Origin of the sequence: Gorillibacterium terrae, from assembly GCF_051594785.1 — a bacterium.
Taxonomy (GTDB): domain Bacteria; phylum Bacillota; class Bacilli; order Paenibacillales; family NBRC-103111; genus Gorillibacterium.
In genome coordinates this window covers 1,665,689-1,680,260 of sequence record NZ_JBPPGI010000001.1, presented here as the reverse complement: position 1 = coordinate 1,680,260, position 14,572 = coordinate 1,665,689, and the positions used below count along the sequence as shown (strand labels likewise).

General features: G+C 58.6%; 13 protein-coding genes. All 13 read right to left on the bottom strand.

All coding sequences use genetic code 11. From position 1 onward, the window contains the following. Positions 1-185: 185 nt before the first annotated feature. The 13 genes from dapG to rbfA all read right to left on the bottom strand — a co-directional run bounded on the left by dapG (position 186) and on the right by rbfA (position 14,571). Entirely contained in the window at positions 186-1,403 is a 1,218-nt protein-coding gene (dapG, locus tag ACSEXS_RS07305) for an aspartate kinase (RefSeq protein WP_438432502.1), read from the bottom strand. 143 nt (positions 1,404-1,546) lie between these two features. Next, on the bottom strand, positions 1,547-2,137 hold the full coding sequence (locus ACSEXS_RS07300) for a dipicolinate synthase subunit B (protein WP_438432501.1): 591 nt from the start codon (positions 2,135-2,137) through the stop codon (positions 1,547-1,549). Further along, on the bottom strand, positions 2,134-3,033 hold the full coding sequence (gene dpsA / locus ACSEXS_RS07295) for a dipicolinate synthase subunit DpsA (protein ID WP_438432500.1): 900 nt from the start codon (positions 3,031-3,033) through the stop codon (positions 2,134-2,136). The genes ACSEXS_RS07300 and dpsA overlap by 4 nt, the downstream gene beginning before the upstream one ends. A gap of 183 nt (positions 3,034-3,216) precedes the next feature. After that, positions 3,217-5,082 (bottom strand): LTA synthase family protein, encoded by a 1,866-nt coding sequence (locus ACSEXS_RS07290; RefSeq protein WP_438432499.1) that lies wholly within the window; start codon positions 5,080-5,082, stop codon positions 3,217-3,219. Positions 5,083-5,378: 296 nt separating this feature from the next. Then, complete coding sequence (dut, locus tag ACSEXS_RS07285) at positions 5,379-5,828, bottom strand: dUTP diphosphatase (protein ID WP_438432498.1); 450 nt, start codon at positions 5,826-5,828, stop codon at positions 5,379-5,381. Next, complete coding sequence (locus ACSEXS_RS07280) at positions 5,806-7,071, bottom strand: M16 family metallopeptidase (protein ID WP_438432497.1); 1,266 nt, start codon at positions 7,069-7,071, stop codon at positions 5,806-5,808. The genes dut and ACSEXS_RS07280 overlap by 23 nt, the downstream gene beginning before the upstream one ends. A gap of 18 nt (positions 7,072-7,089) precedes the next feature. Further along, positions 7,090-8,160 carry a polysaccharide deacetylase family protein gene (locus tag ACSEXS_RS07275; RefSeq protein ID WP_438432496.1) on the bottom strand — a complete coding sequence of 357 codons (1,071 nt, stop codon included), beginning with the start codon at positions 8,158-8,160 and terminating at the stop codon, positions 7,090-7,092. A 215-nt stretch (positions 8,161-8,375) separates the two neighbouring features. Then, on the bottom strand, positions 8,376-10,562 hold the full coding sequence (gene pnp, locus ACSEXS_RS07270) for a polyribonucleotide nucleotidyltransferase (RefSeq protein WP_438432495.1): 2,187 nt from the start codon (positions 10,560-10,562) through the stop codon (positions 8,376-8,378). 321 nt (positions 10,563-10,883) lie between these two features. Then, positions 10,884-11,153 carry a 30S ribosomal protein S15 gene (rpsO, locus tag ACSEXS_RS07265; RefSeq protein WP_438432494.1) on the bottom strand — a complete coding sequence of 90 codons (270 nt, stop codon included), beginning with the start codon at positions 11,151-11,153 and terminating at the stop codon, positions 10,884-10,886. 156 nt (positions 11,154-11,309) lie between these two features. After that, positions 11,310-12,248 (bottom strand): bifunctional riboflavin kinase/FAD synthetase, encoded by a 939-nt coding sequence (locus ACSEXS_RS07260; protein WP_438432493.1) that lies wholly within the window; start codon positions 12,246-12,248, stop codon positions 11,310-11,312. Between the two features lie 39 nt (positions 12,249-12,287). After that, positions 12,288-13,238: a tRNA pseudouridine(55) synthase TruB gene (gene truB, locus ACSEXS_RS07255; RefSeq protein WP_438432492.1), complete on the bottom strand. Its 951-nt coding sequence runs from the start codon at positions 13,236-13,238 to the stop codon at positions 12,288-12,290. Then, positions 13,229-14,218 (bottom strand): DHH family phosphoesterase, encoded by a 990-nt coding sequence (locus tag ACSEXS_RS07250; protein ID WP_438432491.1) that lies wholly within the window; start codon positions 14,216-14,218, stop codon positions 13,229-13,231. The genes truB and ACSEXS_RS07250 overlap by 10 nt, the downstream gene beginning before the upstream one ends. After that, entirely contained in the window at positions 14,215-14,571 is a 357-nt protein-coding gene (gene rbfA / locus ACSEXS_RS07245) for a 30S ribosome-binding factor RbfA (protein WP_438432490.1), read from the bottom strand. Before rbfA ends, ACSEXS_RS07250 begins: the two co-directional genes overlap by 4 nt. Position 14,572: the final 1 nt, after the last annotated feature.

Below are 14,572 nucleotides of genomic sequence, written 5' to 3'. Positions count from 1 at the left end.
GATCATTCCGATCGCTGTTGATCCCAGATTTTCGGAATGAACTTTTTAGGAGAAATCCGGTATCAAAGGCGAACGCTTCGCTTCTTCACGACCTTCCTCTTCTCCGGCTTTCGTTTGTTCCGTCTATATGGCTTGTTCGTATCAGGCCCCAAAAGCCGGGGGAAGTTCCCCCGGTAGTAAGCGGTTCATGCGTTTAATAGAAATTTGGCATGCAGCGCCTGCACAGCCCGGATCATCTCATCGCCGTGGACGAGCACCCAGATGGTGATGTTTGAATCGGCCGACTGTAGAATGGCAACGTCCTGCTCGGTTAAAGCTTCCACGATCCGCGCCATGATGCCGGGTACGCCGCTGATGCCGCCGCCGATGACGGAGACCTTGGCGCAGCCGGTCAGGATCTTCGGTTCGTAACCCATTGCCCTTATGGTATCGGCAGCCCGCTCCGCAACGGCATCCGAGACCGTGAAGACCAATCCGGACGGATAGACGTTGATGAAGTCTACGCTGATTCCCTCTTGAGCCATTGCTTTAAAAACCCGGAGTTGAAGGTCGTATTGCCCTTCCTCCTGAACGATTTGGATCTGGCAGACGTTCGCCACATGGGCGATCGCCGTAACCGTCCGGTCGCCCACTCGTCCCCCGAGCTCCCGGGCCTCCGGCAGGCCGGTGACGAGCGTGCCCTCCGATTCCGAGAAGGTCGAGCGTACGCGAACCGGCATGTTCGCCTGCATGGCGATTTCGACGGCGCGGGGATGAATGACCTTTGCTCCATTATAGGCCATGTTGCAAATTTCCGTGAAGGAAATTTGCGGCAGCTGCCGCGCGTCGTGGACAATCTTGGGATCGGCGGTCAGAATGCCGTCCACGTCCGTGAAAATATCGACAATCTCGGCATGGAGAGCGACTCCGAGGGCGGTCGCGGTCGTATCGCTTCCTCCCCGGCCGAGGGTAGTGATGTCATCGGCCGCGGTCCTGCCTTGAAACCCTGTGACGATGACGACTTGGTCATCCTCCAGCATTTCGACCACCCGGGTCGGGCTGATCGACAGGATCTGGGCATTGCCGAAGTGATCGTTGGTCAGGATTCCCGCTTGTCCCCCGTTCAGCACGGAGGCTGTGATGCCTTCGGCGTGAAGCAAGCTGCAAAGCGTGACCGCCGAGATCATTTCCCCGCAATAGAGCAGCATATCCTTCTCGCGCTCCGGCAGCTTGCCTCCCGAGCCGGAGACCAGCTCCAACAGCGTGTCCGTCGCGTAGGGATCTCCCCTGCGACCCATGGCGGAGACGACCACCACAAGCTTGTATTGATCCTGAAGCGCCTTTCGGATATGCCGAATCACATGTGTTCTTGCTTCCGCGTTCGATACGGATGTGCCACCGAACTTCTGCACGAGAATCCGCACGGTTCTCCCTCTTTTCCTACCCATCGGTTCTTGGATGATGGCATCTTGCTAGCAACGGTGCGTGGTTAAAAACAGATACGCCGGGCCCCCGGGTGCACCGGAAGCCAGGCGGAAAAAGCCGTTCTGCCTATTCGTTCCGGCGATTAACCGAACCGCTCGACGAGGAGCGGCTGCAGCTGCCTGCCGGCCAATGCGGCTTCGCAGGTTTCGGGGATCAGCTCCATCTTCGCCACGAGCGAATTCGGCTTTGCGAAGGGAGCATCCTGGCCGAACGGCACGAAGTAAATCGATTTGGCTGCCAAAAGCTTAGCGATATTGGCGGCGTTCAAACCGAGGCCGTCGTTCGTGGAGAGCGCGATCACGACCGGACGATGATTCCGCATCTGGGCCTTGGCCGCCATCAGAACCGCATTGTCCGTCATCGCGTTCGCAAGCTTGCTGGTGGTGTTCCCGGTGCAAGGCGCGATGACGAGAACGTCAAACCGCTTGGATGGACCGAGCGGTTCCGCCTCCACAATTGTAGAAATGATATCATTTCCGGTACGTTCTTTCAACTCTTTTTGCCAGAACCCGCTCGTTCCAAAGCGGGTGTCCGTGGACAGGAGCGAAGGCGTCGCAAGCGGCACCACATCCGCTCCGGCGGCCACCAGCCGGTCGATCTGCGGCACCACTTCGGAGAACGTGCAATGGGAAGCGGACAAGGCAAAGCCGACAGTGATTCCGGCAAAATTCATGTTGGGCTCCTCCCGTTGTCTAAGGTCTGGGACAGCAGCTGGCTGAGGGTTTCTCCGATGATCTTTCCCGCCGTCTTTGGCGCCACAATGCCGGGAAGGCCCGGAGCAAGCATGGCTTTGATCCCCCGCTTCTCGGCATAGCGGAAATCCGTTCCGCCCGGCTTACTGGCCAGATCCAGCACGAACGCATGAGCCGGAAGCTTGGCGATCACCTTCGCCGTGAGGACGAGGGACGGAACGGTGTTGAAGACGAGGTCGGCGCTCATCGCTTCCTCGGCGAGGCTGTCGGGATAGAATGCATGAAAGCCCATCTCGCTGGCGCGGGCGAAATGCTCGGGCTTGCGGACCATCACGGCTACACGGGCGCCCAATCCCTGAAGCACACGGGCCATCGTGAAGCCGGTGCGTCCAAAACCGAGAACCAAACTGCGGGAGCCGTGAATGGTGAAATCGGTGTTCTGCACTGCAATCATGACCGCCCCTTCGGCCGTGGGGATCGAATTCAGAATCGCCACGTCGTCGCGGTCGAACAATTCGGTGAGCGCGAGCGAATGTCTTTTGCACAAATCGCGCAAATAAGGTTTTGCCATTCCTGTGAAAATCTGCACATCGGCAGAAAGAGAAGCCGCGAGTTCCTCGGTGAATACCAGGGAGGAGGCCGAGAAAACCGATTCAATCCGGCCGGCGTCGTCTGTGCCCACAGCCGGAAGCAGGATGGCGTCGGATGCCGCGACGGCTGCGGGAGTCAGCTCGGCCTTGCGCACCCCGCTGAGCCGGCACTCCCAATTGTCAAATCCGATCATTTGCACAGTCGCATCCAGTTCGCTCAGCCGCCGGATCACTTCCAGCTGTCTCGCATCCCCGCCGATGATGGTTACCCGGATTCCGGTAAGCATGTGGTCACACCCTTCTGGCCGTTGTCGATACGCTATCCTATGCCCCTCTGTGCGGATGGGTGATTCGCATACCCCACTTGGGTAGATGCCTGGTCGCACGACGACTTAAACGCAAAAAAACCGCCTGTGCCGAACGGACGGCAGCAAGCGGTTGAAATGGGCGTTGCGGGATTGCAGGGAGGCTCAAGGGCGTTCGGGCAGCGTTTTGACGTAATCGTCGCAGAGCTGGATGAGCTTGAGCGCCCGTTCGTATTGGTCCTTGGTTGTTTCATTCGGACCCCCCTGCGGCTCCTCCCCTTCCGGAAGCGGGTAGGTCTCCCCGTCCTCGTAGCCTTTTCCCGGAACGAAGATCGCTTTATTGGTGATAAACGATCCCGAGGGCAGATAATAGCGCTCCGGCAGCAGGTCGTTGCGGTTGTTGAGAATATCCTGGCCGAAGATTACCCGGTTCGCAAGCGACAGGTCCATCAGATTGGCGATGGTCGGGAGGATGTCGATCTGGCCGCCTACATGGCTGTAGGTATGGGCCGCCAGCTTGCCCGGCACCGAGACGATCAGCGGAATGTTCAGCATGTCCTGGTAATTGTATTCGCGGCCGAGGAACTCCTTCAAGAGCCCCTTCTCGTGGTCGGTCAAGGAGTACACCGGCATTCCCATATGGTCGCCGTAGATGACGATCAGGCTGTTGTCCCAAACCCCGTTGGCCTTCAGCTCGTCCACAAACTCCCCAAGGGCATGGTCGGCGTAATTCTCGGCGGTGATGTAATCGTTGACGAACGTATTCTGGTAGTTGTCCGGCAGCTTGATCAGCCGGCGATTTTCCGGCAGGTCAAACGGATGGTGGCTGGACATCGAGATCACGTTGGCGTAGAACTTGGTGCCTTCCTTTTGCAGCCGTCCCATTTCCTCCGCCGTCTTGCGGTAGAGCACCGGATCGGAGGCGCCGAAGAAGAGAAAGTCCTCGTCCTTGAAAAAGGTCTTGTCGTAATGGTGATCGAATCCGAGCGCATCGTACAGCTCCTTGCGGTTCCAGAACTGCACGTCGTTCGTATGGAACGTGACGGCGCGGTACCCGATGTCCTTGAACATCTTGGGCAGGCTCGGCAGGTCTTTGTCCGTATAGGTCTGCGAGGCGGCTCCATTCGGCGGAACAAACAGCGAGGTATTGGTCAGGAATTCCGCATCCGAGGTATTGCCCTGTCCCGCTTGCTGAAAAAAATTCTTGAAGTACACGTTCTCTCGGGCCAGCCTGTTCATGGTCGGAGTCAGTTCGACCCCGTCGATCGATTTGTCGATGAGGATGTCCTGAAAGGCTTCCAATTGAATGACGATGACATTCCGCCCTTTGGCGATTCCGGTTAAGGCAGCCGTTCCCGAGGGGTTGAGCGGCGTAGTTCCCTTGATCTGTTCGACCATCTCCGGGGTGACCGGATACGGCTTGGCCGAGCGCTTGCTCAAGTCCGAGGCGATGGTGTAAACCTCGTAATTGACGACCCCCATGTGCTGGGCCTTCTTCACCTCGTTGACGATATCCCGGTTCAACCAAGTTATGCCGACGGAGAAGGCGAGCGAGACGACGAGTCCCGCCGTCGCCAAGCTGCGGAAGGGGGTCTTTCCGTTGCCCCAACCGCGAAACCGCTTGACGAACAGCTGCAGCAGCAGAAACACCACGATGTCGACGTAGATCAGCAAAAAGTAGGGATGCATGAGATGGAACACGCTGCCCTTGACCTGCGTGACCTGATTGGCCTGCTGCAGCGCCCGGTAGGTGACGATGACGCCGTAATATTTGTAATACATAATGGCGGCAAAATACACCGAGGTCAGGATGACGTCCACAATCATATACCACAGGTACTTCCGCTTGCCGGCCAGCCGCTCGATCAGGCAGAAGATCGTCCATACGGAGAACAAAGCGGTCACAAGCGGCAGCGCTTCGACCCCGGCTCCGAAGATCACAAACCAGGACAAATAAATTTTGAAGATCATCAATATCGTAAAAATAAAAAAGGGCGATGTCCAAAACGACTTTTTGGCTAAACGGTCCATACGGTTTCCTCCCGGCCGCCGCGGCTGCGGCCGCCTGTTTGTTGTCATGCGTTCGGCTTATCCGCTTAGGATGAACCGCCTATCGCCGGTTACTCGCGATATCGATCGGATGGGCTTTTTTCCCGTAAGGGTCGTCCGCTTCGAACACAGCAGACTAAGCTTACTCCCGGATTCCGTTTTTTTCAAGATTTTGCCCCGCCGAACAGCAAAAGAGCTGCCCGATCGGGCAGCTTTTTTTCGCTCGCTTTCCCTCTTCTTCGCCTGCATCCAGGCGAACCGCGGGGCGGAACGCTTCGTCACCGGCGGCCGGTGTGGCCGAAGCCGCCTTCTCCCCTAGCCGTTTCGGGAAGCTCATCCGCTTCCGCCAGTTCGACCTGGGGAATCCGCTGAAAGACCATCTGGGCGATCCGCTCCTTGCGGTTGATCGTGAAGGGAACCGTCCCCAGATTCGCCAGCAGCACCTTCACCTCGCCGCGGTAGTCCGCGTCGATGGTGCCGGGCGAATTCAGGCAGGTGATGCCATGCTTCAGCGCCAAGCCGCTGCGCGGGCGGACCTGCGCTTCCAGCTCGCCGGGCATAGCCATCTGGAACCCGGTCGGAATCAATGCCCGCTCGCCCGGCTTAAGCTCGACCGGCTCGGCTACCGCCGCGTACAGATCGAAGCCTGCAGCCCATTCGGACATCCTCGTGGGCAGAGGGATGTCTTCCGTGCCGGGCAGCTTCTTAATGAGAACTTGATGAAGCAAAGGAATCCCTCCTCACGGCTTGAATCGCCTTGTCGCTGCCGCCGACCATGGCAGCGGCAAACGGCTGGGAGAACAAGTCGCGCGTCAGCTCGCGGACGTTCTCCAGGGTTACGGCTTCGATGCGGTTAAGCAGCTCGTCGATCGACGGATGCTTGCCCAGCATCAGCTCGTTCTTGCCGATCCGGTTCATCCGGCTGCTGGAGCTCTCCAAGCCGAGGATCAGGCTTCCCTTCATCTGCTCTTTGCCGCGGCGGAGCTCCTCGGGACTCAGCCCCTGCTCGATGACCTCGTTCAGAATTTCGAATGTCAGCTTCAGAACCTCGTCGGTCTGCTTGGGAGCCGTTCCCGCATAGATCGTGAACATCCCGCTGTCCGCGTGTGCCGAATGATACGAATAGACCGAATAGGCGAGTCCCCGCTTCTCGCGGATTTCCTGGAACAGGCGCGAACTCATTCCGCCGCCGAGCGCGTTATTCAGCAGGATCATGGAATACAGCCGGTCGTCGTTCAGGCCGCAGCCCGGCAGCGACAGGCAGATGTGGTTCTGCTCCGTCTTTTTGCGGAAGAATTCAAGCCCCGATTGAAAGATCGGCGGTTCGGTAGCCGCTTCCGGGCCGGTGTTCCGATATGAGCCGAACTTTTCCTCCAAGAGCTCCAGAATCGATTCCGGATAATGCCCCGCGACGGCGATGACAATATCCTCGACCCGGTACCGTTCTTTCATATAATCGCGCAGCGTGTCCGGCGTGAATCGCTTGAGATTCGCTTCGGTTCCCAGAATGGTATAGCCCAGCGGATGATGATCGTAGGCTGCCTTCGCGATCAAATCGTGCACCAGGTCATCCGGCGTGTCTTCGTACATCGAGATTTCCTCGAGAATGACGCCTCTTTCCTTGTTCAGTTCTTCCTGCTCGAAGCGGGAGTGAAAGAACATGTCCGAGAGAACGTCGACGGCGATCGGCAGATGCTCATCCAACACCTTGGCGTAATAGCAGGTATATTCTTTGGTCGTAAACGCATTGACGTTGCCGCCGATGCCGTCGAAGATATCGGCAATATCCTTGGCCGTATGGCGGTCGGTGCCTTTGAACAGCATGTGTTCGATAAAGTGGGTGATGCCGTTCTGCTCCGGGGACTCGTTGCGCGATCCGGCTTTGACCCAGATGCCGAACGAGACGGAACGGAGAGTGGGAATGGGTTCAAGAACGACCCGCAGGCCATTCGACAATTGCTGTTTAATCACGGAATACCTCCTCTTGCATTATCTCGGTCCAGTGAGAAACGACTCGGCATCCGCGAGCGGAAGGTTCCCCTTCCATTCCAGAGAGGGAAGCCGCTTGGATGACAAAAGCTCGCTCACGGTGCCCAGGGCCAGTCCCTTTTGCTTGATGGCGCGGATGAGTTCGGGAAGGGCGTCGCGGGTGGAGGCCGTCGGATGCATCAGGATCAGCGATCCGGGCTCCAGCCTCGGGGCGATGCGGCGCAGGATCGCGGAGGGCGGCGGGTTCTTCCAATCCACCGTATCCAGCGTCCATAGAACGGTCGTCAGCCCCTGCTCATGGGCAATCTGTACCGTCTCTGCGTCAAAATCGCCGGAGGGCGGGGCGAACAGCGTGTTCCGGACGCCGAGTTTTTCCTGAAGCAGCGCTTGGGTCTTGACGATCTGGCTTTCCGCCAACGACCTGCTCAGCTTGCTCATATCGGGATGGGAATACGCATGATTAGACAATTCATGCCCGTAGGAGCCGATCTGCTTCGCCAGCTCCACATGCTTCGACAGCCAAGAACCGTCAAAGAAGAATGTAGCATGAACGTTTTCGTTAAGCAAGGTATTGAGCATGTCCGGCAGATATTCCTCGCCCCAGGCCACATTGATCATCAGGGCGGCCATCGGCTTGTTCGGGTTGCCTTTGTAGACCGGTTCGGCGGGAAGATCGGACAGCTGGATCTTCGGCTCCCGTTCATTGTAGACGAACGGCAGCGGGTCTTCCGGTCCGGTCTTATGGGCAAGGGCCAGCTTCAAGGTTCGGGCCTCGTCCACCTCCAGCCCGTTGTAGCCGGGGATGGCCTTCCACACGCGGTCGATCCGGGCATCCACCGGAGCGACATACCGCGAAGCCGCTTCTTGGCGGATTCGCTCCCGCAGCTCGTCCTCCGTCATGCCGCGCTTCTCCGGCTTTTCCCCGCCGAGCGCGGTTTTGGCCTCTCCCATCCGCTCTTGCTTGACTTTGGCTACATAAGCGTCAATCCCCAACCAAGGCCCGCTTGACCAGAGAATAAACACAATCAAGAGTCCCAGGATTACCGCCGTTCGCTCATTCGGTCTCCGCATGAGGGACATCCCTCCGTTTCCGGGCATGATAGCGCCTTTTGGTTCTAGCGTATGCCGGGCGGGCCAAGCTTAGAAGCATGCGGTCATTATGAGGAGCCGATGCGAGAGACAGGCCGTTCAATGCAAAAAAAGGGAGAACCGAAGGTCTCCCTGTTTGCTTATATTCGATTGGCGAGCGGCGATCCTTGGCGGGCCGACCCGCATTGCTTAACGGCTTACGGCCTTCTCTCCGGACGCGGACCGCGCGGACGGTCGCCCGAGGGACGGCCGCCGTGCCCGCCTTCGGGACGGGGCGTGCGGACGATCTCGGCGGAAGCCGTGGGGTCCAGCACGACTTTGCGGGACAAGTTGATGCGGCCCTGCGGATCGATCTCGGTTACCTTCACCGTGATCGTATCGCCGATGTTGACCACATCCTCCACCTTCGCCACCCGCTCGGTGGACAGCTGGGAAATGTGAACGAGCCCTTCCTTGCCGGGCAGAACTTCGACGAAGGCGCCGAACTTCTCAACCCGCTTGACGGTGCCGACGTAAATCTCGCCGATAACCACATCGCGGACGATCCCCTCGATGATGGACCGGGCCTTCTCGTTCATTTCCTGGTTGGAAGAAGCGATGTAGACCTTGCCGTCCTGCTCGATGTCGATCTTTACGCCGGTTTCTTCGATGATCTTGTTGATGATCTTGCCGCCGGCGCCGATGACCTCGCGGATCTTGTCCGGGTTGATCTGCATGATGATGATCTTCGGAGCGTATTTGGACAGCTCCTTGCGGGGTTCGCTGATCGCTCCCATCATTTTGTCCATGATGAACAGGCGGCCCTTGTAGGCCTGCTGGAGCGCTTCGGCAAGAATCTCGCGGTTGATGCCGTCGATCTTGATGTCCATCTGAATGGCGGTAACGCCCTTCTTCGTGCCGGCCACCTTAAAGTCCATGTCGCCGAGATGGTCTTCCATGCCCTGAATGTCCGTCAGGATCGACACGTGGTCGCCATCCTTGATGAGACCCATGGCTACGCCGGCGACGGGAGACTTGATCGGAACCCCGGCATCCATCATCGCCATACAGCTGGCACAGATACTGGCCTGCGAGGTGGAGCCGTTCGATTCCAGCACTTCCGCGACAAGGCGGATCGTGTACGGGAATTCGGCTTCATCCGGCAGCACCATTTCCAAGGCGCGCTCGCCGAGGGCGCCGTGGCCGATCTCGCGGCGGCCGGGCGCGCGCAGCGGGCGGGCTTCGCCGACGCTGAACGGCGGGAAATTGTAGTGATGCATGAACCGCTTCGATTCTTCCAGGTCGAGACCGTCGAGAATCTGAACGTCTCCCAGTGCGCCCAGGGTGCAGACGCTGAGCGCCTGAGTCTGGCCGCGGGTAAAGAGCGCGGAGCCGTGCGTGCGCGGCAGCAGCGAGGTTTCGCAGCTGATCGGACGAATCTCGTCAAGCGCCCGTCCGTCCGGACGAACCTTGTCGTGGGTAATCAGGCGGCGGACTTCCTCTTTGACGATGTCATAGAGCACTTCCTTCACGTCGCCGATCTTGTCGGCATCGAGCTCGTACGCCTCCTGGAAATGAGCGACGGCTTCGGCATTGACGGCGTCGATCGCATCCTGACGCGCCTGCTTCTCGTTGATACGGACCGCTTCCACCAGACGGGCGGCGGCGAATTCGCGGACATCGCGGTCGACCTGGGGATCGACCTGATGCAGCTTGACTTCCATCTTGGGCTTCGCCGTATCCTGAGCGAACTCTTCGATCTTGGCGACGATCTTCTTGATTTCTTCATGTCCGAACATGATCGCTTCGAGCATGACTTCTTCCGGAATCTCGTGGGCTTCCGCCTCGACCATCATGATGGCGTCCTTGGTGCCGGCTACCACGAGGAACAGCTCGGTCTTATCGGCCTGCTCCACGGTCGGATTGATGATGAATTCTCCATCGATCCGGCCGACGATGACGCCGCCGATGGGACCGCTGAACGGCACATCCGAGAGGGTAAGCGCTGCCGAGGTACCGATCATGGCGACGATGTCGGGCGCGCAATCCTGATCCACGCTCATGACCAGATTGACGATCTGCACATCGTTCCGGAAGCCTTCCGGGAACAGCGGACGGATCGGACGGTCGGTCAGGCGGCTGGCCAGAATGGCCTTCTGGGTGGGGCGGCCTTCGCGTTTGATGTATCCGCCGGGAATTTTGCCGACGGCATATAAGCGTTCTTCATAGTTGACCGTCAGCGGAAAAAAGTCGAGGTCCTTCGGTTCGGACGAAGCGGTTACCGTACAGAGAACGGCCGTGTCGCCGTAGCGAGCCATAACCGCTCCGTTCGCCTGCTTGGCTAATTTGCCGGTTTCCAGACTGAATGTCCGGCCCGCCAAATCAAATTGAATAATCTTTTCCATAGCTGCCTCCTACTCAACAAAACGAATTCTTGCCTTCTCCAAAAACGAGGACATGGCTAATTTGCATATTAGCCAGTATGTCCTTAATTCCATACGTTCATAGGCGGTTGGTTTCTTATAGGAAAAACGCCCGCCGGAATGTATTCAATGATTCCGCCGGACGGGAGTACTCGCACCAGGGGCCGATCCAGCTTGTCCCTCGGGAAGAAGGAACGCTCCAAGACAGGTGCATTCTGGAAGGCCGAGAAATCCAAGAAAAAGCAACCTCGTCCCCCATGCGGCGACGCACGGGGGAACATTGGTTGCTTCCCACTTCGCTTATTACCTGCGGAGACCAAGCTTCTCGATCAGCGCGCTGTACCGTTTCACGTCGTTGTTCTTCAGGTAAGACAGCAGCTTACGACGCTGTCCGACCATCTTGAGCAAGCCGCGGCGGGAGTGGTGATCCTTCTTGTGAATGCGCAGATGGTTGGTCAGGTTCGTGATGTTTTCCGTCAGGATCGCGACTTGAACTTCGGGAGAGCCCGTGTCCGTCTCGTGAACCCGATGTTCGGAAATCAACTCGTGTTTCCGTTCCTGGGTCAATGCCATGTACGCTCACCTCCTTTATCCTGTTAGTTCTCAAGCATCCCCGTATGCCCAGAAACCGCCGGTGAGTGCGGGAATCCAAGCAAAGGTTCGGTAGCAATACCGTTAATCAGTATAGCATAGATGTCCGAGAGAAGTAAATGCGCTTCAGCAAGATCTTCATTCGGCCGTTTCGAGCCGTTTTCTCGCTTCATCGGCATCCCGGGCGATCTGCGCCACCAGGTGCTCCACGGAATCGAATTTACGCTCGGGCCGAAGCATGGAAACAAATTCGACCCGCACCGTTTCTCCATAGAGAGAGCCCGAATAATCAAACAAATGGACCTCAAGCGTTCGCTCCCGATCGTCGACGAAGGTCGGCTTGACTCCGATGTTCATCACGCCTCCGTAAGTCTGCCCGCCGGCGTCGATCCGGACGGCGTAAACGCCGTTGGCGGGAATCACGTAGGGCAAGGAAGGCAGCACATTGGCGGTGGGAAACCCGATGGTACGCCCTCTTCCTGCTCCGGTAACGACTTCCCCGCTGACGGCGTAAGGCCGGTCCAGGAGCAGATTCGCTTCCTTCAGATCGCCGGAGAGCAGGCAGTCCCGGATCAGGGTACTGCTGACCTTTCGGCCGTCGGCGTGAAACGGACGAACCACCTCGACGGTAAAACGCCCCTTGGCGAGCTCGGCCAGGGTATCCGGCGTTCCTTCGCCGCCGCGGCCAAATTTAAAGTCGAAGCCGACGACGACCGTCTCCGGATTCAGCCGCATCAGGACGGTTTCCACGAATTGCTCCGGCGAGAGCTGCGAGAACGCTTGATCGAAGTGGACGAGGAAGGTAAAGTCCAGGCCCAGCCGATCCAGCAGGTGAAGCTTGTCCGGCAGCGGGGTCAGAATCTGGCGGTACACATCCAATCCGAGAACCTCGCGGGGATGGGGATGGAACGTCATGACGGCGGAGGCGAGCCCCCGTTCTTTGGCCCGGGCGGACGCCCGCCGGATCACTTCCCGGTGTCCTTGATGGACCCCGTCGAAATCCCCGATCGCCATCACCACTCCCTTCTCTCCGGCGATGGAATCGGGATAGGGTTGCTTCAATTCGATTACACGCATGTTCGTTCTCCGGTTCTTCTATAGAATTTCTGCCGTGAATCAGGTGAACACCTTTTCCGGCTTCAACAGCTTTGGAACGCTCTCGTAGCGAAAAAGCCCCAGGAACCGTTCCCCGTTCTCTCCGTCCGCCGGACCATAAACCCGGTTCAACCCGTCCGACCAATCCTCGCCGCCGGGAAGTCCCGCCGTGCGGACGGTTCTGCCCTGCAAAGCGAAGACGGCTTCCCTCTCCGGCAGCCGGATCGCCGGAAGATGGGCAATGGCTTCGTCGAGTGGAAGGAAGCATTCCTCCAGCGTCCCGTTCTCCCGCTTCTCCGCGATTTGTTCCAAGGTCACGCATCGTTCGCGGCCGATGCCGCCCGTGCTGGTTCGTACCAGCCCGGACATGACGGCCGGATAGCCGAGCTCCCTGCCGATATCCGAGCAGAGGGTGCGGATGTAGGTTCCCTTGGAACAGCGAACGCGAAGCTTTAAGACGGGATGAGGCCGGTCAAGCTCCATCGACAGCGTCTCGATCTCATAGATCACGACCCGCCGCGGCTTGCGCTCGACTTCCACGCCGGCACGGGCCAGGTCGTAGAGCCGCTTCCCTTCCACTTTGACGGCGGAATACATCGGCGGAATTTGCTCGATCTCTCCGACGAATCTCTTCAAGGCGGCTTCGACTTGCTCCCCGGAGAGCTCGGCGCGTTCCACCCGCTCCGTTACGGTGCCGGTTGCGTCTTCGGTATCGGTGGCATAGCCGACGGTGAGCACGGCTTCATATTCCTTCGGAAGCTCTTGAATGTATTCGACAACTCGGGTGGCCCGTCCCACACAGAGCGGCAGAACGCCGGTTACGGCGGGGTCCAGGGTTCCGGTATGCCCGATTCGGCGAATGCCGAGCAGGCGGCGGGCCTTGGCTACCACATCGTGCGAGGTAAACCCTTCCGGCTTCCAGACCGGAAGCACTCCTTCGTACGCTTCCTTCTCTGAATCTTTCAGCTCCATGCTTTCCCCGCTTCCCCGGTCACCCGCTCGACGGCATGCTCCAGACTGCCTTCTACGGTGCACCCCGCAGCGCGAACATGTCCGCCGCCTCCGAACAAACGGGCGACTTCGGCCACGTTGACCGTACCGGCGGAACGCAGGCTGACCTTAACGCTGCCGGGCTTGATTTCTTTGAATAAGAGGCCCACTTCCACCCCTTCGATATTGCGGGGGTAGTTGACGAGATTCTCCAAGTCGTCGCTCGTCGCTTCCAGCTCCTGAATATCGGAATGGGAAACGCTGACCCAGGCCAAACGGCCGCCATGGGAAAAGCTCAGACTGGACAAGCCCCGCTGCAGCAGACGAACCTGTTTCAAGGTGAGCCGTTCCAGCAGCCGTTCGGCCAGCTCGCTTCCCGGTACTCCCCAGCCGAGCAGTTCGGACGCGGTAGCCATCACCTCAGGCGTGGTGTTGGCGTAGCGGAAACCGCCCGTATCGGTCAGAAGACCGGTATAAACGAAGGTGGCCAGCTCCTTGTCCCACTCCAGTCCAAGCTTCTGGATCAAGGAATAAAGAATCTGGGCCGTCGCAGCCGCTTCCGGCTGCAGCAGCGCCACAGTGCCAAACCCGTCGTTGGTCGGATGATGATCAATATTGAGCAGCGGAGTATCCGGCAGAATATGGCGGCGAACGGAACCGAGCCGGTCATAATCCGCACAGTCTACCGTAACGACCCGGCTAAAGGCAAGATTCGGCTGAAGGGAATCATCCTCAATCACCCGGTCTCCCGCCAAAAAAGCAAATTTCGGCGGGTTTCCGGTTTCATTGATTAACGTGTACCGCTTGCCCAGCCGGCGAAGAATCTCGCCGACTGCGAGGGTGGAGCTGATGGCGTCTCCGTCGGGATTGACATGAGCCGCCACCAGGAAATCGTCTCCCTCCCGCAGAAAACGGCACGCCGCATCGAGCTGGTCGGCCAGCGGGAGCGGACGCCCGCTCATTCCTCGGCCTTCCCTTCGTTCAGGTCGGCGAGCAGCGCCTCGATCTTGCTGCCGTAATCGATCGAGTTGTCGAATTTGAAGATGAGCTCGGGAACGACTCGAAGCCGGATCTTCTTGCCGAGCTCGGAGCGGAGGAAGCCCTTGCCCCGAGCCAGCGCCTTCAGCGTCGCTTCCCGTTGTTCTTCAGAGCCGAGGACGCTCAGGTATACCTTCGCCTGCGTCAAATCATTCGTGACCTCGACGCCGGTAATGGTCAGGAATCCGATGCGCGGATCCTTGAATTCCAATTGGAGTATCTGGCTGAGTTCCTTTTTGATCTCTTCGGCAACCCGGCCGGTTCGGATTCTGGCCATC